Below are 20,351 nucleotides of genomic sequence, written 5' to 3'. Positions count from 1 at the left end.
GTGGTGTGGCGCTGTGGCGACTTGGGGTTGAAGACCCGCGGTTATGGACTTACTTCCAAAAAAACTTGTCTATTGACTCGCTGAAAAAAACCGGGATTGATGTAGAGAGGTTGAAAAATGTGGGTTTGAATAATAAAATTGACTATACCGGCGATGGCGAGGTGCTTGACCTGATAACTACCCCTACAAAAGGTGTTATATCGGTAAATATGGACCCAAAAAACTTTGTTATAACGGACCAACATTACATTAAACTGCCCACTAAATATGTTATCAGGAAATATGGGTACAAACCCAAAAAGGTTGTTTTAACTTTTGATGATGGTCCTGACCCGGTATATACTCCTAAAATACTTGACATTTTAAAACGGGAAAAAGTGCCCGCGGCATTTTTTGTTGTTGGATCAATGGCCGAAAAAAACATTGAAATATTGCGCCGCGAATATGATGAGGGTTATGAAATAGGGAATCACACTTTTTTCCATCCTGATGTTTCGGCAATCAGCCTGGAGCGTGTTGTTTTAGAACTGAATGCTACACGTAAGCTCATTGAATCTGTAACCGGCCGCAGCACCATACTATTCAGACCGCCATTTAATGCTGATGCCGAGCCCCAAACTTTGGCAGAGGTTATACCTGTTGCCGAAAGTCGCAGGCAAAGTTACATTACTATAGGCGAATCCATTGACTTATGGGATTGGCATCCAGGTGTAACTAAAGATAGCATACTTACCTGGCTTAAGCAGCGAAAAGACAATGGATCGATGATATTACTGCATGATGCCGGGGGCGACACGCGCCAGGCAACTGTAGATGCGCTTCCCGAAATTATACACTATCTTAAAGCACAAGGATTTCAATTTACTACCATTGCTGATATTTTAGATAAGCCCAAATCAGACCTGATGCCGCCCATTAAAGGCGAAGGCATTTTTAACTCTTTCTATGATATTTTTGTACAGGGTTATTTTTATGGCAACTGGGTAATGTTATATATATTTTTAACTGCAATTTTTCTGGCCATTGGCCGCATTATATTAATAGCCATATTAGCGTTAAGGCAGTATAGCGAAAATAAAAAACAAAGGTTATCCGCAATAACACCTGCTGAATTACCACCGGTAAGTATAATTGTGCCTGCTTATAATGAAGAGGTTACCGTACTCAAAACCATAGCCAGCCTGCTACAAACAAGTTACCCTAAGTTTGAGATCATTTTTGTTGACGACGGCTCAAAGGATAACACCTTTAATATTATTAATGACGCTTACGGTAAAAATCCGCTGGTAATGGTATTAACCAAATCAAACGGGGGCAAAGCATCGGCACTAAACTTTGGTATTGCACACGCCCAATATGATTTTGTGGTTTGCATAGATGCTGATACCCAGCTAAAAGAAGATGCCGTTTACCATTTAATGACCTATTTTACTGATGCGGAAATAGGCGCCGTGGCCGGCACAGTTAAGGTAGGTAATGAAAACAATATGATTACCCTTTGGCAATCTATTGAATACATTACTTCGCAAAATATGGACAGGCGCGCTTTTGATCTGATCAACAGCATAACCGTGGTTCCGGGTGCTATTGGGGCGTTCCGTAAGTCGGCGGTGTTTAGGGCAGGTGGGTTTACGTATGATACCCTGGCCGAAGATTGCGACTTAACCATGCGCATATTAAAACAAGGGTTTATAGTGCGCAACTGTTCGGAAGCTATAGCCTATACCGAAGCGCCCGAAACAATAGATGCCTTATTAAAGCAACGTTTCCGCTGGAGTTTTGGAATTATACAAAGCTTCTGGAAAAATCGCAACGTATTATTCAACAAAAAGTATAAGTATTTTGGTATGGTAGGGATGCCCAACATTCTTATTTTCCAGATTATTTTACCCCTGTTTTCGCCGCTTGCCGACCTAATGATGATAATGGGCCTGTTTGGTGATAAACCTTTTAAAATACTGGGGTATTATGCTGCTTTCGTGCTGGTAGATTTCCTGGTGGGAATATTGGCCTTCCGCATGGAAAAAGAAGATTATAAGAAATTGGTTTATATCATTCCGCAGCGTTTTGTATGGCGCCAGTTGATGTATTATATACTATTTAAAGCAATCCGCAAAGCGCTAAAAGGCGAGCTAAACTCCTGGGGAGCTATTGAGCGTACGGGTAATGTGAAAGTAGTAAGCAGTAAGCAGTAAACAGTTTGCAGTTTTCAGTAAGCAGTTTTCAGTTGATTTTAATATCGAATACTGAATGTTGAATATCGAACGCCGAAGTACTTCGACATTCATTGGATATTCGATATTTATTAAATTTTCAATAAGAATCTTAGTTACGCTCAATCAAACAAACAGCGTAAGCAGCTACACCTTCTTCACGGCCAATAAAACCCAGTTTTTCGTTGGTAGTGGCTTTAATAGCTATATCGTCCTCATCAATACCCGCAGCTATGGCAATATGCGTTTTCATTGCAGGAATATGTGGATTTATTTTAGGGGCTTCCAGGCAAACCATAGCATCAATATTGCCTATACTCCAGCCTTTATCTGTTAACAAAGCAACAACGTGCTGTAGCAGTATCAAGCTGCTAATACCCTTCCAACGTTCGTCGGTATTTGAAAAATGGAAACCTATATCGCGCAAATTGGCCGCGCCAAGCAAGGCATCGCAAATAGCATGCAGCAATACATCCGCGTCTGAATGGCCGTATGCGCCCGAATGATGTTGCAGATTAACCCCGCCCAATACAAATGGATGGCTGTCTTTTAGCTGGTGCACATCAAACCCAAAACCTATCCGTATCTTTCCCATTATTCTTGCGCTGGGGCTGCTGCTGTGGTGCTGCCAAAATTAATGGATAGTGAGAACCGGAGCGTATTTGCCAGCGGACTGTTTTTTTGCGCGGCAGCAAGGTATGAAAAATCAAACCCGTAATACAGGTATTTAAAACCAACTCCCATAGTAACGTATTGGCGGTTGCCTTTATTTGCGCTCTCGCCAAAATAACCTGCCCTTAAAAAAAGCTGCTTAGCGTATGAATATTCAACACCGGGCGAATAAGTAATTTCCTGCAACTCCTCTTTAAATCCGCCGGGAGCATCAGTAAATGAGCCAAAAATGCCTGCCGGTACTGATACATTATCATCTTTTCCTTGTATAATATTGCCGTTACTATCCCTTATTGGCGGGGTAGGCACCAGTAACTTATTGATGTCAAAGGTGAAGGTTATCTGGTTAAGGTTATCAAGCGTCCAGGTATTGGCCGCGCCAATTTTTAAATTGGCCGGCAAAAAATACTGCGGGCCATTATCTGTATAGCTAATTTTTGAACCGAGGTTTGAAATATGGGTACCAAAAGCAAACACTGCCGGTACTCCAAATTGCTGTACTTCTTTTTTATAGTATAAGGATATATCGGCAGCAAAAGCATTGCCGGCTTTGGTTGTTTGCGTTGAGCCGGTAGAAAATGACTGACTTGACAGATCTGAATGAATGTACCGGCCGGTTAAGCCCAATGAGAAATTATCGCCAAACTTACGCGAGAACGAAACATCAAAAGCTACCTCACTTGGTTTATAAGTACCCTGGTCAACCTGGTTGGCATCAATAAGTTGAATAGACCCCAGGTTAAAATAGCGTAAAGATGCGCCAATTGAATTACGGCTATCAAGTCTGTGGGCAAAACTCAGGTAACTTAAATTCATGTCCGACACGAAATTGCGCATCCACGGGCTGTATGATACATAAAACTCGTCGTTATTCTCATTAAACGTAAGTTTAGCCGGGTTCCAGAAATTAGCGTTGGCATCGGGCGATATGGCTACGCCTGCATCGCCCATAGCGCCCGAACGCGAGTCGGGCGAGATATTAAGAAAAGGCACCGCAGTAGGTATGGCATTAATGGTACTTCCATTAGCATTGGTTTGCGCAACCACCAGGCAAGGAACTCCTAAAAAAATAAAAACAATAATTACCGTTAAGCGGGATAGCCTCATTATTAATTTTGTTATTTGTGGATAAATATACCTTAATTTATAAACGTGAATTATAAACTTAAAGTTTTTTACACTTAATTATAAAATATTTGCAACTTGCTTAGGCTATTTTCGTTTAATAGGCAAAGGCTTTAAAGCTTTATAACTAAATAAACACTTAGTGTTTAAGAGATTTTTTTTTAAATTTACCCGTATAATATTTAAATGTAAAAATATGAAAATACTTTTTACTAGTACTGCTGTAGCGCTGTTATGTGTAGTAGCGTTGTTAAGCAGCTGTAGTAAACGTCAACAATCACAAAAAACCGGTATCCCTTATAATGATAAAAATAACGGCGGCTATGTGAAATTCAGACAAACTCACCCTGCACCCGGGCCTGGCCTTGTTGCTATTGAAGGTGGTACATTTGTGTTAGGCGGCAGCGCCGACCAGGATGTTACCTACGAATATAACAACGTGCGCTCACGTAAAACTATACCATCGTTTTATATGGACGAAACTGAGGTTTCAAACCAGGACTGGATAGATTATTTACACTGGATAAGCAGTACTTTCCCTCAGGACCGCGAATTATATTATAATGCGCTGCCTGATACCCTGGTATGGCGCAGCCCGTTATCATACAACGAGCCGTATGTTGACAACTATTTGCGTCACCCGGCTTTTCAGGATTATCCGGTAGTTGGTGTTAGCTGGGACCAGGCTCAAGATTATTGCCAATGGCGTACCGACCGCGTAAACGAACATATTTTACAGGATAAAGGTTTGTTACTTACGGGCAAGCAAAAAGCCAGTGGCCAAACAACCGCTGCTGCCGGTGCCGCGGGCGCAGGTACTACAGCCGCTAATACCCCTTTTAACACAGATATATATCTGAACGGACAGTATACAGGGGTCGGCATTGACGGTAAAAAAATGATAAAAGATATTAGTGCAAGGCCGGCAACAGGTGCTAATGCACCTGCTAATGGTAAAGCGGTTAGACCTGCCCGTATGGAAGATGGTATATTGAAACCTGCTTACCGCCTGCCGTCAGAAGCAGAGTGGGAGTATGCAGCTTTAGCATTAGCGGGCAATACTCAATATGAAAATATTAACGATGGCAAAGTGTACCCGTGGAACGGCCTGGGCGTACGCTCGGCTAAAAAGAAAACCCGCGGTTTGATGATGGCTAACTTTAAACGTGGCCTGGGCGATAACGCCGGTGTTGGTGGTTACCTGAATGATAAGGCTGATATTACCGCCCCGGTAAGATCATACCAACCTAATGATTTTGGGTTATATAATATGGCCGGTAACGTGAGCGAGTGGGTGCAGGATACTTATCGCCAGGGGTCGTCAGAAGAATCGGATGATTTTAACCCTTTCCGCGGTAACGAATTTACCAACAAAAGATTAGCTGATGCCACAAAAGGCCAGTATGCAAAGGATAAATATGGAAAACCAATAAAAGATCCTTCTAAATCCAATAAAAAAATGACGTATGCCGAATTAATTGCGTCACAACAACCAACACAGGGTCCTACCCCAAACAACGCTGCGCCACAAGCCGCTACTACTGCTGCTTTACCGGCTAAGAGTGCTTTGGCAGGTAAGGCTTATACACCTGATTACAGGGGCTTTGGTGACACGGTTAACACGTCGTTATATGGTACTACCACATTGGTAAGCGATCGTTCAAAAGTATACAAAGGCGGTTCATGGAATGATTTGGCTTACTGGCTAAATCCTGCAACGCGTCGTTTTATGAATGAAGATGATTCGCGTGCCGATGTGGGTTTCCGTTGCGCAATGACCTTGGTTGGCGCACCTGAAATATCGCCTTCCGGCAAATCACACTTTAGTGTTAAAAAGCCGAAGCCTTATAAAGGGAAATAGTATTAACTTTTATATACTACAACAAAAAAGCGACCCTGATATTAAGGGTCGCTTTTTTGTTGTATATTCAAATTATGATCATTGCTATAAATAATAATTTGTATTGCTTAACTAAAAATCACCCTATTTAATACGTAATAAATGGATGAAGTACTTGTAAAAAAAGCAATGTTCTCGCTAAAATGGGAAGCGGAATATAAAAAGCGGTTTGAACAAAAGGAGTATACCGCCTCTAAATTTTTGGCGGTAGAGGATTATTTGGATGCTGATTTTGCTCGTTTTTTTGACAATCCGAAGTTTATGGGTAGTACCATTCTTGATATCGGGACCGGTACCGGTGAGCAGGCAATATACCTGGCAAAAAAAGGCTTTAAGGTTACTGCAACAGACACTTCCGGTTTGGCTATTAATTATGCCAAACAACAAGCCTTGCAACAAAATGCACAGGTTAATTTTATACAGGACAATATATTATTAACCACATTAAACCAGCAATTTGATTTCGTTATAGATAGGGGATGTTTTATTTTGTTTGCAAAAGAACAGTGCTCAGAATATCTTTCAATCATCAAAAAGTTATTAAAACCTACAGGCTGGTTTTTGTTAAAAGCCGATAATGGCAAAAAGAAAAGGATAAAAATATTAGAAGATGATACCGAGCTGAATATAAAAACAACAGAGTTCTCGTCATATACCAGGTTAGATGGGAAAGATATACCTGCGCTATTTTTTTCTATAAAGCACGCATCAAATCAGTTGCCTTAAGCAATTGATACTAACTGAACTGTACGAGCACCTGCCCTTTTTCTACCTTATCGCCCGGCTTTATCTTAATTGATTTAACCACCACATCATCCGGCGATTTAATAATATTTTCCATTTTCATGGCTTCAAGTATAAACAGGTTGCCGCCTTTTGGTATCTTATCGCCTTCGGCAGCAAGAACCTTTAGCACCATGCCGGGCATTGGTGCCTTTACCTCACTTATTTTTGTATTGGCAATATTAGAAAGGCCCATTTTTTCCAGTAATAAATCATATTGATCTTTAGCGGTAACGTGGTACAGGTTATTATTTACTTTAATGGTAGCCGTTTTTAATACGCTATCAAAGCTTACAACTTCCGCGTTATAAGATTTTAGCTGATTAATTACATGCCAGTTATGTGCATTAACTTGTTTAATATCGGCATTAACAGCTTCATCATTTACCAACAGCTCATTATTGTGCTGCTTTACTGCGTAATCAAATTGGCCATTTACGTTAACCCGGTTCATACTATTGGGTTAAAACGTATTGTATTAAATTGGCGCCCATTTTTAATGCCTTGAGGCGGGTTTCCTGGGTATCGTTTACGTAGGTGCCAAAATCTTCCCAGCCATTGCCTAAATCACACTCGTAGGTGTAAAAGCATACCAAGCGGCCTTTATAAATTAAGCCAAACCCTTGCGGGCGCTTATCATCATGCTCATGTATTTTGGGCAGTCCGGTAGGGAAAGGGTATTTTTGATGGTAAATAGGATAGTTAACCGGAAGCTCCACAAAATCAAGTTCAGGGAAAACCTTTTTCATTTGCGGGCGGATAAATTTATCCAACCCATAGTTATCGTCAATATGCAAAAAGCCGCCACCTGTAAGGTATTTGCGCAGGTTATGCGCTTCCTGGTCTGAAAATATAACGTTACCATGCCCGGTCATAAAAACAAAGGGGTAATTAAATATTTCGGGGCTTCCCGGTTCAACAACTTCATCCTCTGCCTGAAAGTTGGTTTTTATGTTTTCATTACAAAATTTGATCAGATTGGGCAAGGCGGTCCTGTCGCCATACCAATCGCCGCCGCCACTATATTTAAGCTTGGCCATTTTATAGGTTGGCTCAATATTAAAGCTGCTTAATAAAAATAACGCAGCGGCCATGGCTATAAAAACTGATCTTTTCATCATTCCCGGTTTAAAAAATTCACTTCAAAACAGGCTTCTAATGCGGCTGTTTCTGTGCGTAACCTACTATTACCTAAAGTTATGGCTTTAAATCCATTTTGCAAGGCCATATCAATTTCGTTACGGGCAAAATCGCCTTCGGGGCCAATTAATATTAAATAGCGGCCCTGCTTTTCAAACACATCTGCTAAATGTACCTTTTCATCATCCTCGCAATGGGCTATAAATTTTTGTCCTTCAAATGGTTGTTTAAGCACCTCATTTAATGGTCTTGGCTCGTTTAATACCGGATGATAGGCTTTTATTGATTGTTTAATGGCTGCGGTAATGATCTTATTCAACCTATCGGCTTTAGCTTCTTTACGTTCTGACCGCTGGCAGATTATTAATGATATCTCATCAATGCCAATTTCGGTGGCTTTCTCTAAAAACCACTCCAGCCGATCTAAATTTTTTGTTGGGGCAATAGCTATATGTAAATAGTGGTTACGCTGTTGGTAGGCCCGGGTAACTTTATTTATTTGAAGGATGGTGCGCTTGGGGTGCGCGTCAATTATTTCGGCATCATAAAAACCGCCGCGCCCGTCAATTAGTTGCACGGGCGAGCCAACTTCCAGGCGCAAAACGCGTATGGCGTGTTTGCTCTCTTCTTCGGTTAAAAAGTATTGGGGATGTGCGGGGTCAATATCGGGTGTGTAAAAAAGATGCATGGCCGGGGCATTATCAGTGCAGATCCACTGTATCTTCTTCGTTTAACAATAACTCCAATTTAACCGACTCAATATTCTGATCGGCTTTTTTAAGTATGGTAATGTTATACCCGTTTGATTCTATTTGTTCGCCAACATCGGGTATTTTTCCAAAAACATCACCCAGCCAACCAGAAACGGTATCAAAGTCGCCATCTTCAGGCAGGTCATGCGGCAGGTGACTATTCACATCGTAGATAGGGGCAAGAGCATTTACAATAAACTCCTTGTCGTTAATTTCTTCCACAATTGGCTTTTCTTCATCATACTCATCCTGTATCTCGCCCACCAGTTCTTCAACAATATCCTCCAGGGTAACCATACCCGCTGTACCGCCAAACTCGTCAGATACGATGGCTATTTGTATGCGCTTTTGTTGCAGCTCGGCCATCAGGTCGTTTATCTTCTTGGTTTCGGGTACAAAATAGGGCTTGCGTATAATATCCTTTAAAACAATATCCTCGCCGTGTGCCAATAAGGGCAAAATATCTTTAGCGTGTACAATACCAACTATCTTATCTATCACATCGTCGAAAACCGGCATACGCGAGTAGCCTTCGGTTATCAGGATCTCCAGCAGTTCATCCCGTTCGGTATTAATATCAATGCCTGATATTTTGGTACGGGGTACCATAATATTTTTTACCACCCGCTCATTAAAATCAAAAACGTTTTGTATCAGCTCGTGCTCGTTAGAATCTAAAGCACCGGTTTCTTTACCCTGCTCCAGTAAATACTGTAACTCTTCGGAACTATGGTGCGCTTCGCCGCCTTCTAAGGTGGCAATACCTATTAGTCTTAAAATGAAATTAGCAAAACCATTTAACAACCAGATTAGCGGCCTGAAAACAACAAAGAAAAACCGCAACGGTACCGATACGGCCAAGGTGGTACGCACAGATTTTTGTATAGCTATTGATTTTGGTGCCAGTTCGCCAAATACAATATGCAAAATGGTGATAGACGAGAAGGCCAATATATGGCTGGCGGTAATAAAACCGTGAGTTAGTACTATACCGGCAGACAAAAAGCCGCGTATTACTATATTGGTAACCACCTCTTCGCCAACAACACCCAGGCCCAGCGATGCAATGGTGATGCCTAATTGCGTTGCTGCTAAATATCTGTCTAAATTATGTAATATGCCACGGGCCACCTTTGCTACCGAGCTACCCGTTTTAGCTTTAATTTCAATTTGCGAACCCCGCACCCTAACCATAGCAAACTCGGCGGCAACAAAAAAACCGTTAAGCAACACCAGGAATATGGTAGCGAAAATATAAAAGGTGCTTATTTCGTACTGTTCAGGGCCCATTAATTATTTATTGGTACACAGATGGGAACTCCGACTGGTATAAAGTCAGCGCCTCCGTTATTACCTTATAGGCATAGCGTTTGCCTAAAAGGTGTTCAATGGTAACATTTTTATCTTCAAGCTTTTTGTAGTCTTTAAAAAACCGCACAATTTCTGTCATAGCATGTGGTGGCAATTCGTTAAGGTCATTAATATAATTAACCGACATATCATTTTTTGCTACCGCGATTATTTTATCGTCCTGCTCGCCGTTATCAACCATGTGCATTACACCAATAACTTTAGCTTCTATGATAGACATCGGGAAAACATCAATTGAGCAAAGCACTAAAATATCCAACGGGTCCTTATCATCACAATAAGTTTGTGGTATAAAGCCGTAATTGGCCGGGTACATTACCGATGAAAATAATACGCGGTCAAGCTTTAACAGGCCGGATTCCTTATCTATCTCATACTTTGCTTTTGAGCCTTTTGGTATCTCAATTATAGCATTCACCGTTTCAGGAATATCGTCACCCGGAGAAACCTGGTGCCATGGATGTTGTGTACTCATTTATTATTAATAGCGTTATTTTTTAAATTTCTGTCTTAACCGTTTTCTTTTTAAAGAAAGCAATAACTAACGGAATTGTTGTAATTATTATCAGCCCAAACACCACATATTCCAGGTAATCTTTTATTTGAGGGTATCTTCGTCCTAAAAAATACCCACCTAACACAAAAGTACATACCCAGGTAATGCAGCCTGCCAGGTTATATAAAGTAAATTTTTTAAAATTAACCTTTACAACACCTGCAAAGATAGGAGCAAAAGTTCTGATTATTGGAAAAAACCTCCCTAAAACTAATGCCATACCCCCGTGTTTGGCATAAAACTCTTCGGCCAGTACAATATAACGCTTTTTAAAGAATAAGGAATCGTCCCGGCTAAACAATACGGGTCCCGTTCGGTAACCAAACCAGTAGCCGGCGTAGTTGCCTAAAACGCCCGCCACAATTACAGATATGATCAATGTAAATATAGATACATCGATCATCCCTTGCGAACACAATAAGCCTGCCATAAATAACAGGTAATCGCCCGGTAAAAAAAAACCAAAAAAGAGACCGGTTTCAGCAAAAATAACAACAAGCAAAAGGTAAAACCCTCCTTTGCTTAATATGGATTGAGCGTCAGTTAAATTTTGCAGGTGTTCCCAAAAATTATCCATTCACTATATCCGTAAAGCTACAAAATATAAAATCAATATATAGCTATTGCTTTTATATTAAATAAGGTTGGCTATAAGTGTTGGATAGATGCCGATAATAATGGTAGCTAAAGCAGATAAGCCTAAAACAAAGTTGTAGTAAATGGGCACCACAACCTCGGCACGCTCGGCGCTTCGAAAATACATGGCTATAATAACCCTGAAGTAATAAAATATACTGATTATAGCGTTTATAACCGCAATAATAACCAGCCAAAACTGATATTGCGACAGCGCACCACTAAACATATAAAATTTACCAATAAAACCGGCAGTAAGCGGTATACCTGCCAATGATAACATAGCCACGGTTAATACTAATGCCAGGAAAGGATTTTTTGCTGCCAGGCCATTAAAGCTTTCAAAATTACTGCTATTGGTACTCTGTTCAATCAAAATTAACGTACCAAACGCTATTATAGATGATATGGAATAAGCAGTAGCATATACCAATACTGAATTTGCCGAACCCGCGCCTAAGGCAATAATGGCAAATAGCAAATAACCCGCGTGCGATATACTGGAGAATGCCAGCATACGCTTAAAGCTCTGCTGATATAAAGCGGTTATATTGCCTATAAATAAAGTAATAATAGCTATAACCAATAATACCGGTACCCAAAACTCATGTACCGTACTAAAACATGCGGTAAACAAACGCAGGAATGCCGCAAACCCAGCGGTTTTTACTACGGTTGACATGAAGGTAGTTATTAGCGTTGGAGAGCCTTCGTACACATCAGGTGTCCAGAAATGGAATGGGGCGGCCCCTACTTTAAAGCATAAGCCTACAATAATGAGTATTATGCCGGTATAAAACAAAGGATCAATATGGCTGGCATTCATTACCACATAGTATCTGATAGTGTCAAGGTTAAATGAACCGGATGAACCGTATATAAGCGTTATGCCAAACAATAAAAATCCGGTAGAAAACGCACCCATTAAAAAATATTTTAAAGCGGCTTCATTTGATGCAAAATCATTCTTTTTAATACCCGCCAATATATACAGGCTCACTGACATGATCTCGATACCGATAAATAACATGGTTAAGTTATTGTACGATACCATAACCACTATGCCCACAAGGGCAAATAAAATAATGGCATAATATTCGGCTACGTGGCTGCTTATTTTTTCAAAATACTCTTTGGAGAGTAGTAATATTAATAGGGTTGAAATAATAGTAAGCGACGAAAACGCTACAGAAAAATTATCAAACAGCAACATGCCACTATAAATGGGTTGTGCACCGCTATTCCATTGTGCTATGGCTAAACCCAAAGCGCCCACCAAACCAATTATAGTAACCGGAAGCAGCGCGTTTTTAGCCTTATATAAACCCAGGTATAAAAGTACCAGGGGTATAACAGAAAGGAGTATAATGGTATTCATGTTGTTTTTTTAATTTCTTAAGATCTAAATTCCTTAAAACTTAAACGTCTTTATATCTATTGTGCCGAAGTAATTTGTTGGGTAACCGTTTGTACCAGGTTATTAACTGCCGCTTCGGATATATGTAATATTGGTTGCGGATATACCCCCATCACAATTATCAAAGCGCAAATTATACCCAGTACTATTTTTTCTGACCCATGTATATCGGCAAAAGCCATGGTTAAACTATTGGTTGTGCCCTGCATTACATTTTTATACATGCGCAGCATATAAACCGCGCCAAATATGATGGTTAAACCGGCAATAGCCGCCAAAACTATATTGGCCTGGTAAACGCCGTTTATCAATAAAAATTCGCCAATAAAACCATTGGTTAATGGCAGGGCTACCGTGCCCAGCGTAATAATTAAAAACGCGGTTGCAAAATGGGGCGCTACCTTGGCTATGCCTCCCATCTGTGTAATATCGCGGGTATTTAAGCGCCTGCTGATGATATCCCATATAAAAAACATACCAACCACGTTAATACCATGACTAAGCATTTGTATCATGGCACCCTGTACACCACGTACATTCCAGCTTAAAATTCCTGTCGCAATAAGGCCAACGTGTGCAATAGACGAATAAGCCACCAAACGTTTACCATCTGTTTGTTTAAATGCGATGATTGAAGCGTAAACAATGCCTATTATGGATAAATATATAGCTACTGACCGCCATTCTATAAACCCGAGCGGCGCGGCAGGTATTGCCCACCGTATTAAACCGTAAATACCCATTTTTAACATGATACCTGATAATAGCATGGTGCCTGCCGATGGTGATTCGGTATAGGTATCGGGCTGCCAGGTATGAAACGGGAATATCGGCATCTTGATAGCAAACGCTATAAAAAACGCCAAGAATACCCAACTTTGATGGCCGTAATTAACTGAATTGTATAATGAATGCAAATCGTAATTTTTATCGGGCGAGTTAAGGTATAAATAAATTAAACCTATCAGCATAAATAACGACCCGGCAAACGTGTAGATGAAAAACTTAATAGTTATGCGTATACGGTTCTCGCCGCCCCATAAAGCACAAATAAAGTAAATAGGTATTAGCGCAGCTTCCCATCCTACATAAAACAAAAATCCATCTAAAGCGGTAAATACCAATACCAAACCAGCCTGCATAAATAGTACCAGCGCGTAAAACGCGTTTGCATTTTTATATTGGTGCTGGTAGGTTGATAAAATAATTAGCGGCACTAAAACCGTGGTAAGCAATACCATTAGCATACTTATGCCATCAATACCGGCAGTAAAGTAAATGCCCAATTTTGGTATCCAGGGGCTATCAATCACAAACTGGGTAGAAGCATCAGGAACAAAGCGGCTTAAAAATACCAGCGCTACTACCAGTTCGACAACTGAAAAGAATAAGGCGGCGTGTTTTACTGTTTCGTTTTTAAACAACAAAACCGCTAATGCCGCAATTACCGGCAAAAAAATTAAAATACTAACCGTCATTTTATATTGTGAATACTAATAAAACTATATACCAACATGGTAATGATACCCACCACCATCATAAAAATGTAGAATCCAACGTTACCTGTTTGCAGTAAACGTAACCCTTTACTGGCTTCGACCGGTGTTTTGGCTATGCCGTTTACGAGGCCATCTATTCCCAGTTTTTCAACAATGTTATAAAAGAATACAGACAGTTTATCCAGTGGCTTACGGATGATTGCGTCATACAACTCATCTACATAAAATTTATGGTATGATAAGTTGGCCAATGCCCCACGCTCTTCGTTATCCTGAACAGGCACATGGCTATTTTTAACATATTTTATATAGGCATAACCCATAGCAAATAATGCCAGCACTACTGATGTTGCCATTAATGTCCATTCAATATTGCCGCCTAATTCAGGCTCGCCTAATATTTTTTGTGATTGTTCAAAAACCGGTGCCAGGTAAGCGCCCAGTTCATGATGCCCACCCATTACGGCCGGCACACCTATCATACCGCCAACGGCTGATAGTATGGCCAATACAATTAAAGGGATGGTCATGCTTAACGGCGACTCATGTACATGATGCTCCTGCTCATGTGTTCCGCGGAAACTACCCCAAAACGTAAGGTACATCATGCGGAACATGTAGAACGAGGTTAACATAGCGGTAAAAACACCTATCGCATAATAAAAAGGGTTATGCGCATAAGTCGCGGCTAAAATTTCGTCTTTTGAAAAGAAACCAGAGAATGGCGGGATACCTGATATAGCGATGGTACCTATGAGCATGGTAATAAAAGTGACCTTTATTTTACCTTTTAGGCCACCCATTTTACGCATATCCTGTTCGCCACCCATGGCATGTATTACCGAACCTGCACCCAGGAATAATAGAGCTTTAAAAAACGCATGGGTTAATACGTGGAAAAAAGCACCTGTATAGGCACCCACACCTAACCCTAAAAACATATACCCCAATTGCGATACCGTTGAATAGGCCAGTACCTTTTTAATATCGGTTTGTGTTAACGCAATTAACGCCGCAAATAAAGCGGTAGCTAAACCCACTATGGCAATAACCTCCATAGTTTGCGGTGCCATTGTAAATAAGATGTTTGAGCGTGCCACCATATAAATACCGGCTGTAACCATGGTTGCAGCGTGTATTAACGCCGACACTGGGGTAGGGCCTGCCATAGCATCAGGCAGCCAGGTAAATAATGGCAACTGTGCCGATTTACCTACCGCACCAACAAATAGTAATATAGTGATCAGCACAAAAGGCGCATCATGTTTGGTTAGCGCACCTTTAAAAACATCGGCGTAATCAATACTGCCGAAGGTTGCAAATATTAAAAATATAGCGATCAGGAAACCCAGATCGCCTATACGGTTCATGATGAACGCTTTTTTAGCAGCATCAGCATAATCAGGGTTGGTATACCAGAAACCAATTAACAGATATGAGCATAAACCTACGCCCTCCCAACCAATAAACATGATAAGGTAGTTTGAACCCATTACCAGTAGCAGCATAAAAAACACAAACAGATTAAGGTAAGCGAAAAACTTACCAAAACCGTCATCATCATGCATATAACCGGTAGAATACAGGTGAATCAAAAAGCCTACTCCTGTAATGATTAGCAGCATGATAGAACTTAGCTGGTCTATCAGAAAAGAGAATGATACTTTAAAATCAATTACACTAAACCAATCAAAAACAGTAACATTTATAGGTACGCCTGATGATTTGATCTGAAAGAATGTTGCTACACTTAAAATAAATGAAGCCAATACCAGTGTACTGCCAATAAAGCCAATAACCCCTTTTGATAGGGTATTGCGGCCAAGGCCATTAATTATAAAACCGGCTAACGGTAATAGTGGAATAAGCCAGATGTATTTATCCATTTTTGCCCCCTAACCCCCTAAAGGGGGAATAAGTATTTTATTTTTTTATTAATTTATATTTTGCCCTCACACTCCCCCTTTAGGGGGCCGGGGGGCTACCATTTTAACCTGTTCAGCACGTTAATATCTATCGAGTTGGTATTACGATAGATCATAACGATGATGGCTAACCCTACCGCAACTTCGGCAGCGGCCAGCGCCATAATAAAAAATACAAAAACCTGTCCCGACGCGTCACCTCTGTAAACAGAAAAGGCGGTAAGTAACAGGTTAACCGCATTAAGCATCAGCTCAACCGACATAAAGATCACAATAGCGTTACGGCGTATTAACACCCCAACAACACCTATTGAAAATATAATGGCGCTTAATAATATATAATGATTAAGTGGTACAGCTTGTATGGTTGTTGTTAAAGTTTCCATATTACGCAGTTGGTTTGTTAGATTCTTTTGTGGCTAATAAAACCGCGCCCACCATAGCTGATAACAGCAGGACGGACGATATTTCAAACGGCAATAAATACTCGCTGAATAACACTTTACCTAAATTTTTTACCAGGCCCAGGTTAGGGTTTTGTAAAACCACCGGTTGCGATGCACCCAAGGCTTTTAACGAAGCTACAATGGTTATTAAAAAGCAACCACCGCCTATTACAGCCGCAAATTTAACCAGGCTTGATTTTACCGGCTCGCTATCCTTATTCAGGTTGATGAGCATCAGCGTGTATAAAAACAATACCAGTATGGCCCCCATATACACAATAAAGTTTACTATGGCCAAAAACTGGGCGTTTAGTAAAATATAATGTATGGTGAAGGTAAAAAAGGTAAGCACCAGGTAAAGTATACTATGCACCGGATTTTTTGCAGAAATTACCAGTATTGCAAAGAATATGGATAAAAACTCGATGAAGTAAAATGTATTCATGTTTAATTATTAAAACACTTTGCCCGTTTAAAAAATGGGATGGGCAAAGGTATAAAACTTTGTTATTGATTTAACGGGGCCTCTACTAATTTGTCTTTACCATATATAAAATCTTTACGCAGGTAATCTGCCGGTACAATATCACCATCTAAATAAATGGCTTCTTTAGGGCAGGCTTCTTCGCATAAGCCGCAAAAAATGCAGCGCAACATATTTATTTCATAAACCGCAGCATATTTTTCTTCGCGGTATAAATTTTCTTCTCCGGGCTGACGCTCGGCGGCAGTCATGGTAATAGCTTCGGCAGGGCATGATAGCGCGCATAAGCCGCAAGCGGTGCAACGTTCTTTGCCATTTTCATCACGTTTAAGCGAATGCATACCGCGAAAGTTTTCAGAAAATTCACGTTTCTCTTCAGGATAGCTGATGGTAACGGGCTTTTTGAAAAAGTGCTTTATAGTAATTGCCAGGCCCGAAAATATAGCAGGCAGGTAAGCGCGCTCTAAAAAATTAAGCGGCTTTTGTTCAATTACTTTTCTTTTATTACTTAATGGTTCCATTCTCTTAGCCTCTAATAAAAGTTGTCCAAAGTCCTGTTATAATTATGTTGGCAATAGCCAGCGGTATCAATACTTTCCAGCCCAGATCCATCAACTGGTCATAACGGAAACGCGGTATGGTCCAGCGTATCCACATAAAAAAGAAGATGAACGCAAATATTTTTACGAACAGCACTACCACACCTATTATAGTTACCAGGTTTGCCGAATGGATAAGATCCATAAACGGAAAATTATATCCGCCAAAGAATAAGGTTGCCATTACTGCTGATGAGATGAACATGTTTATATATTCGGCAAACAGATAAAAGCCCAGTTTCATGGACGAATATTCCGTGTGATACCCACCTACTAACTCGGTCTCGCACTCCGGCAAATCAAATGGCGAGCGGTTAGTTTCGGCAAAAGCACATATCAGGAATAATAAAAAGCCTAAAGGCTGTTTAAAAGCGTTCCAGGCAAACCAGCCATTGGCCCAAAAGCCATGTTGTTGCTCGGCTATTTGGCGCAGGCTTAGTGTGCCTGTTACCATTAATAAAGCGATGATGGATAAACCCATCGCTATCTCATAGCTAATATTTTGCGATGCCGCGCGTATAGCGCCTAATAACGAGTATTTATTGTTTGATGCCCAGCCGCCTATCATAATACCATATACACCTAATGATACTACGCCGAATATGTATAATATACCTACGTTAATATCGGCTACCTGTAAGTCAATAACATATTTGCCTATGGTTAACTGCTGCCCCCACGGTATAACTGCCGAGCCTATACAAGCCGTCATGATAGCCAGCGAGGGGCCAACTATAAACAAAAACGTATTGGCATTGGTAGGGATGATCTCCTCCTTTAAAAACATTTTACCACCATCAGCCAGGGGTTGTAAAATACCCCAGGGGCCTGCGCGGTTAGGGCCTATCCTGTCCTGCAAAAATGCAGCTACCTTACGCTCAGCATAGGTAGAGTACATGGCTATAACCAGGCTTATCAAGAAAATGACAACAACTAATGCCAGCTTAAATATTAATTCCATTATAACCTTGTTTCGCGTTCAAATTGTGTTTTATTGGCCTCTTGTAATACCGGGTTGGTTTTAACAACCGGCAATGGCGTAAAATCGTAATGATTGGAGCTGATAACTGATTGATGCGATACTTTACGCGGACCTTCAATTACCCAATCATTGGTTTTCTTTTTATCAAAACGGCAGGTATTGCAAATAAACTCTTCTACCTCGCCATAAACATCTTTACGTGCGGTTACCCTTAATACATCGTCGCCTTTGTACCAAAGGGTTACTTTACCGTTGCATTTTTCGTGGTCGCAATCGCGATGCGCCTCAACGGGTTTGGTAAACCAAACACGGTTTTTAAAGCGAAAAGTTTTATCAGTTAACGCACCTACCGGGCAAACATCAATAACGTTTCCTGAAAAATCGTTATCAACAGCAGCCTGTATATAGGTTGATATTTCAGAATGATCGCCGCGATTTAATATACCATGTATGCGGTGATCGGTTATCTGATCGGCAACATATACACAGCGGTAGCATAAAATACAGCGCGTCATGTGCAGTTGTATCTTATCGCCAATATCAATACGGTTAAATGTACGGCGGTCAAACTCGTAACGGGTACTAACAGCGCCATGCTCAAAACCAAGATCCTGCAAATGGCACTCGCCTGCCTGATCGCATATAGGGCAATCCAACGGGTGGTTTATCAATAACATCTCTACCACACCTTTTCGTGCTTCAATAACCTCGGGCGAGGTAATGTTTTGCACCTCCATACCATCCATTGCAGTAGTACGGCAAGACGCTACCAGCTTAGGCATAGGGCGAGGATCTTTTTCAGACCCTTTAGTTACCTTTACCAAACAAGTACGGCATTTACCACCGCTGCCTTCCAGCTTTGAATAGTAGCACATAGCAGGCGGAACAATATCACCACCTATAACCCTTGCGGCGTTAAGGATGGATGTTCCGTCTGGTACTTCTACTGATATTCCGTCTATTGTAACTTTCATTGTTAAGTCAAAATTAAAAAGTCAAAAGCCTAGCTTACCACCGGCGCAGGTAACGGATCTGCATAATGCGCCAATCCATAATTCCTTACTACCGCTTCGCTGGCATTTGTTACATGCCATTCAAACTCGTCCCTAAAGTGGCGTATGGCACTGGCCACCGGCCATGCTGCCGCGTCACCTAACGGACAAATAGTATTACCTTCAATTTTTTTAGATACGTCAACCAGCAGGTCCATATCGCTTTTTTTACCGTGTCCGTTCTCTAAACGGTGCAGTACTTTTTCCATCCAACCGGTACCTTCACGGCAAGGCGAACATTGTCCGCAGCTTTCATGGTGATAAAAACGGGCAAAGTTCCAGGTATTACGAACAATACATTGATCTTCATCAAAAGCGATAAACCCGCCCGAACCCATCATACTCCCACTAACAAAACCACCATCTGATAATGATTCATAGCTCATTAAGCGGTTTTCGCCGTTTAATGTCTTTAAAAATAAGTTAGCCGGTAATATCGGCACGGACGAACCACCTGCAACTACTGCTTTTAGGCGTTTGCCGTTGGCAATGCCACCGCAATATTCATCGCTGTATAAAAACTCCTCGCATGATAAGCCCAGGTCAATTTCATAAACGCCCGGATTTTTAACATTGCCACCTGCTGATATCAATTTAGTACCTGTACTGCGACCTATGCCAATTTTAGCATACTCGTCGGCACCATCATTAATAATAGGCACTACCGCGGCAATTGATTCTACATTGTTTACTACAGTAGGGCAGCCATACAAACCCGCGATAGCCGGGAATGGCGGTTTAATACGCGGGTTACCGCGTTTGCCTTCTAATGATTCCAGCAGAGCGGTTTCTTCTCCGC

Annotated in this window: 20 protein-coding genes; 3 read left to right on the top strand and 17 right to left on the bottom strand. The window is 41.0% G+C overall.

What is annotated here, in order from left to right:
* Positions 1–2,195, top strand: a 2,195-nt coding sequence (locus tag ABI367_RS14070; RefSeq protein ID WP_462232025.1) for a glycosyltransferase, incomplete at its 5' end; no start/stop codon positions are given.
* A 130-nt stretch (positions 2,196–2,325) separates the two neighbouring features.
* Here the strand turns inward: ABI367_RS14070 and ispF are convergent.
* Positions 2,326–2,808 carry a 2-C-methyl-D-erythritol 2,4-cyclodiphosphate synthase gene (gene ispF / locus ABI367_RS14065; protein ID WP_462232023.1) on the bottom strand — a complete coding sequence of 161 codons (483 nt, stop codon included), beginning with the start codon at positions 2,806–2,808 and terminating at the stop codon, positions 2,326–2,328.
* Positions 2,808–3,992, bottom strand: coding sequence for a type IX secretion system outer membrane channel protein PorV (gene porV, locus ABI367_RS14060; protein ID WP_462232021.1), 1,185 nt, complete (start codon positions 3,990–3,992; stop codon positions 2,808–2,810). The genes ispF and porV overlap by 1 nt, the downstream gene beginning before the upstream one ends.
* 214 nt (positions 3,993–4,206) lie before the next feature.
* Here porV and ABI367_RS14055 point away from each other — a divergent pair, with 214 nt between their 5' ends.
* Together ABI367_RS14055 and ABI367_RS14050 are read left to right on the top strand one after the other, a co-directional pair.
* Positions 4,207–5,871 carry an SUMF1/EgtB/PvdO family nonheme iron enzyme gene (locus ABI367_RS14055; protein ID WP_462232019.1) on the top strand — a complete coding sequence of 555 codons (1,665 nt, stop codon included), beginning with the start codon at positions 4,207–4,209 and terminating at the stop codon, positions 5,869–5,871.
* 141 nt (positions 5,872–6,012) lie between these two features.
* Positions 6,013–6,636, top strand: coding sequence for a class I SAM-dependent methyltransferase (locus ABI367_RS14050; protein ID WP_462232017.1), 624 nt, complete (start codon positions 6,013–6,015; stop codon positions 6,634–6,636).
* Positions 6,637–6,646: 10 nt separating this feature from the next.
* Here ABI367_RS14050 and ABI367_RS14045 read toward each other — a convergent pair whose 3' ends face one another.
* The 15 genes from ABI367_RS14045 to ABI367_RS13975 form a co-directional block, all read right to left on the bottom strand.
* Positions 6,647–7,147 (bottom strand): acyl-CoA carboxylase biotin carboxyl carrier protein subunit, encoded by a 501-nt coding sequence (locus ABI367_RS14045; protein ID WP_462232015.1) that lies wholly within the window; start codon positions 7,145–7,147, stop codon positions 6,647–6,649.
* A 1-nt stretch (position 7,148) separates the two neighbouring features.
* Positions 7,149–7,811 carry a DUF4159 domain-containing protein gene (locus ABI367_RS14040; protein WP_462232013.1) on the bottom strand — a complete coding sequence of 221 codons (663 nt, stop codon included), beginning with the start codon at positions 7,809–7,811 and terminating at the stop codon, positions 7,149–7,151.
* The gene (locus ABI367_RS14035) at positions 7,811–8,521 is read right to left on the bottom strand and encodes a 16S rRNA (uracil(1498)-N(3))-methyltransferase (RefSeq protein ID WP_462232011.1); all 711 of its coding nucleotides are present in this window, start codon (positions 8,519–8,521) and stop codon (positions 7,811–7,813) included. Before ABI367_RS14035 ends, ABI367_RS14040 begins: the two co-directional genes overlap by 1 nt.
* Positions 8,522–8,534: 13 nt before the next feature.
* Positions 8,535–9,875, bottom strand: a complete 1,341-nt coding sequence (locus ABI367_RS14030) for a hemolysin family protein (RefSeq protein WP_462232010.1) — start codon at positions 9,873–9,875, stop codon at positions 8,535–8,537.
* 7 nt (positions 9,876–9,882) lie between these two features.
* Positions 9,883–10,431 carry an inorganic diphosphatase gene (locus ABI367_RS14025; RefSeq protein ID WP_462232008.1) on the bottom strand — a complete coding sequence of 183 codons (549 nt, stop codon included), beginning with the start codon at positions 10,429–10,431 and terminating at the stop codon, positions 9,883–9,885.
* Positions 10,432–10,453: 22 nt separating this feature from the next.
* A complete protein-coding gene (locus ABI367_RS14020) occupies positions 10,454–11,089 on the bottom strand; it encodes a DedA family protein (RefSeq protein WP_462232006.1) in 636 nt (211 codons plus the stop codon).
* Between the two features lie 57 nt (positions 11,090–11,146).
* Positions 11,147–12,526 carry an NADH-quinone oxidoreductase subunit N gene (locus tag ABI367_RS14015; RefSeq protein ID WP_462232004.1) on the bottom strand — a complete coding sequence of 460 codons (1,380 nt, stop codon included), beginning with the start codon at positions 12,524–12,526 and terminating at the stop codon, positions 11,147–11,149.
* Positions 12,527–12,582: 56 nt separating this feature from the next.
* Positions 12,583–14,043, bottom strand: coding sequence for a complex I subunit 4 family protein (locus ABI367_RS14010; RefSeq protein WP_462232002.1), 1,461 nt, complete (start codon positions 14,041–14,043; stop codon positions 12,583–12,585).
* Complete coding sequence (gene nuoL / locus ABI367_RS14005) at positions 14,040–15,950, bottom strand: NADH-quinone oxidoreductase subunit L (RefSeq protein WP_462232000.1); 1,911 nt, start codon at positions 15,948–15,950, stop codon at positions 14,040–14,042. Before nuoL ends, ABI367_RS14010 begins: the two co-directional genes overlap by 4 nt.
* Positions 15,951–16,045: 95 nt before the next feature.
* The gene (nuoK, locus tag ABI367_RS14000; protein WP_462231998.1) at positions 16,046–16,375 is read right to left on the bottom strand and encodes an NADH-quinone oxidoreductase subunit NuoK; all 330 of its coding nucleotides are present in this window, start codon (positions 16,373–16,375) and stop codon (positions 16,046–16,048) included.
* A 1-nt stretch (position 16,376) separates the two neighbouring features.
* Positions 16,377–16,880, bottom strand: a complete 504-nt coding sequence (locus tag ABI367_RS13995) for an NADH-quinone oxidoreductase subunit J family protein (RefSeq protein WP_462231996.1) — start codon at positions 16,878–16,880, stop codon at positions 16,377–16,379.
* A 62-nt stretch (positions 16,881–16,942) separates the two neighbouring features.
* Entirely contained in the window at positions 16,943–17,440 is a 498-nt protein-coding gene (locus ABI367_RS13990; protein ID WP_462231994.1) for a NuoI/complex I 23 kDa subunit family protein, read from the bottom strand.
* 4 nt (positions 17,441–17,444) lie between these two features.
* Positions 17,445–18,479, bottom strand: coding sequence for an NADH-quinone oxidoreductase subunit NuoH (nuoH, locus tag ABI367_RS13985; RefSeq protein ID WP_462231992.1), 1,035 nt, complete (start codon positions 18,477–18,479; stop codon positions 17,445–17,447).
* Positions 18,479–19,474 carry an NADH-quinone oxidoreductase subunit G gene (locus ABI367_RS13980; RefSeq protein ID WP_462231990.1) on the bottom strand — a complete coding sequence of 332 codons (996 nt, stop codon included), beginning with the start codon at positions 19,472–19,474 and terminating at the stop codon, positions 18,479–18,481. Before ABI367_RS13980 ends, nuoH begins: the two co-directional genes overlap by 1 nt.
* A gap of 29 nt (positions 19,475–19,503) precedes the next feature.
* A partial coding sequence (locus ABI367_RS13975; RefSeq protein WP_462231988.1) for an NADH-ubiquinone oxidoreductase-F iron-sulfur binding region domain-containing protein occupies positions 19,504–20,351 on the bottom strand: 848 nt, incomplete at its 5' end.

Source organism: Mucilaginibacter sp. (genome assembly GCF_039935595.1).
Taxonomy (GTDB): domain Bacteria; phylum Bacteroidota; class Bacteroidia; order Sphingobacteriales; family Sphingobacteriaceae; genus Mucilaginibacter.
The sequence above is the reverse complement of the archived record's forward strand: the minus strand, read 5'-3'. Positions and strand labels throughout refer to the sequence as shown.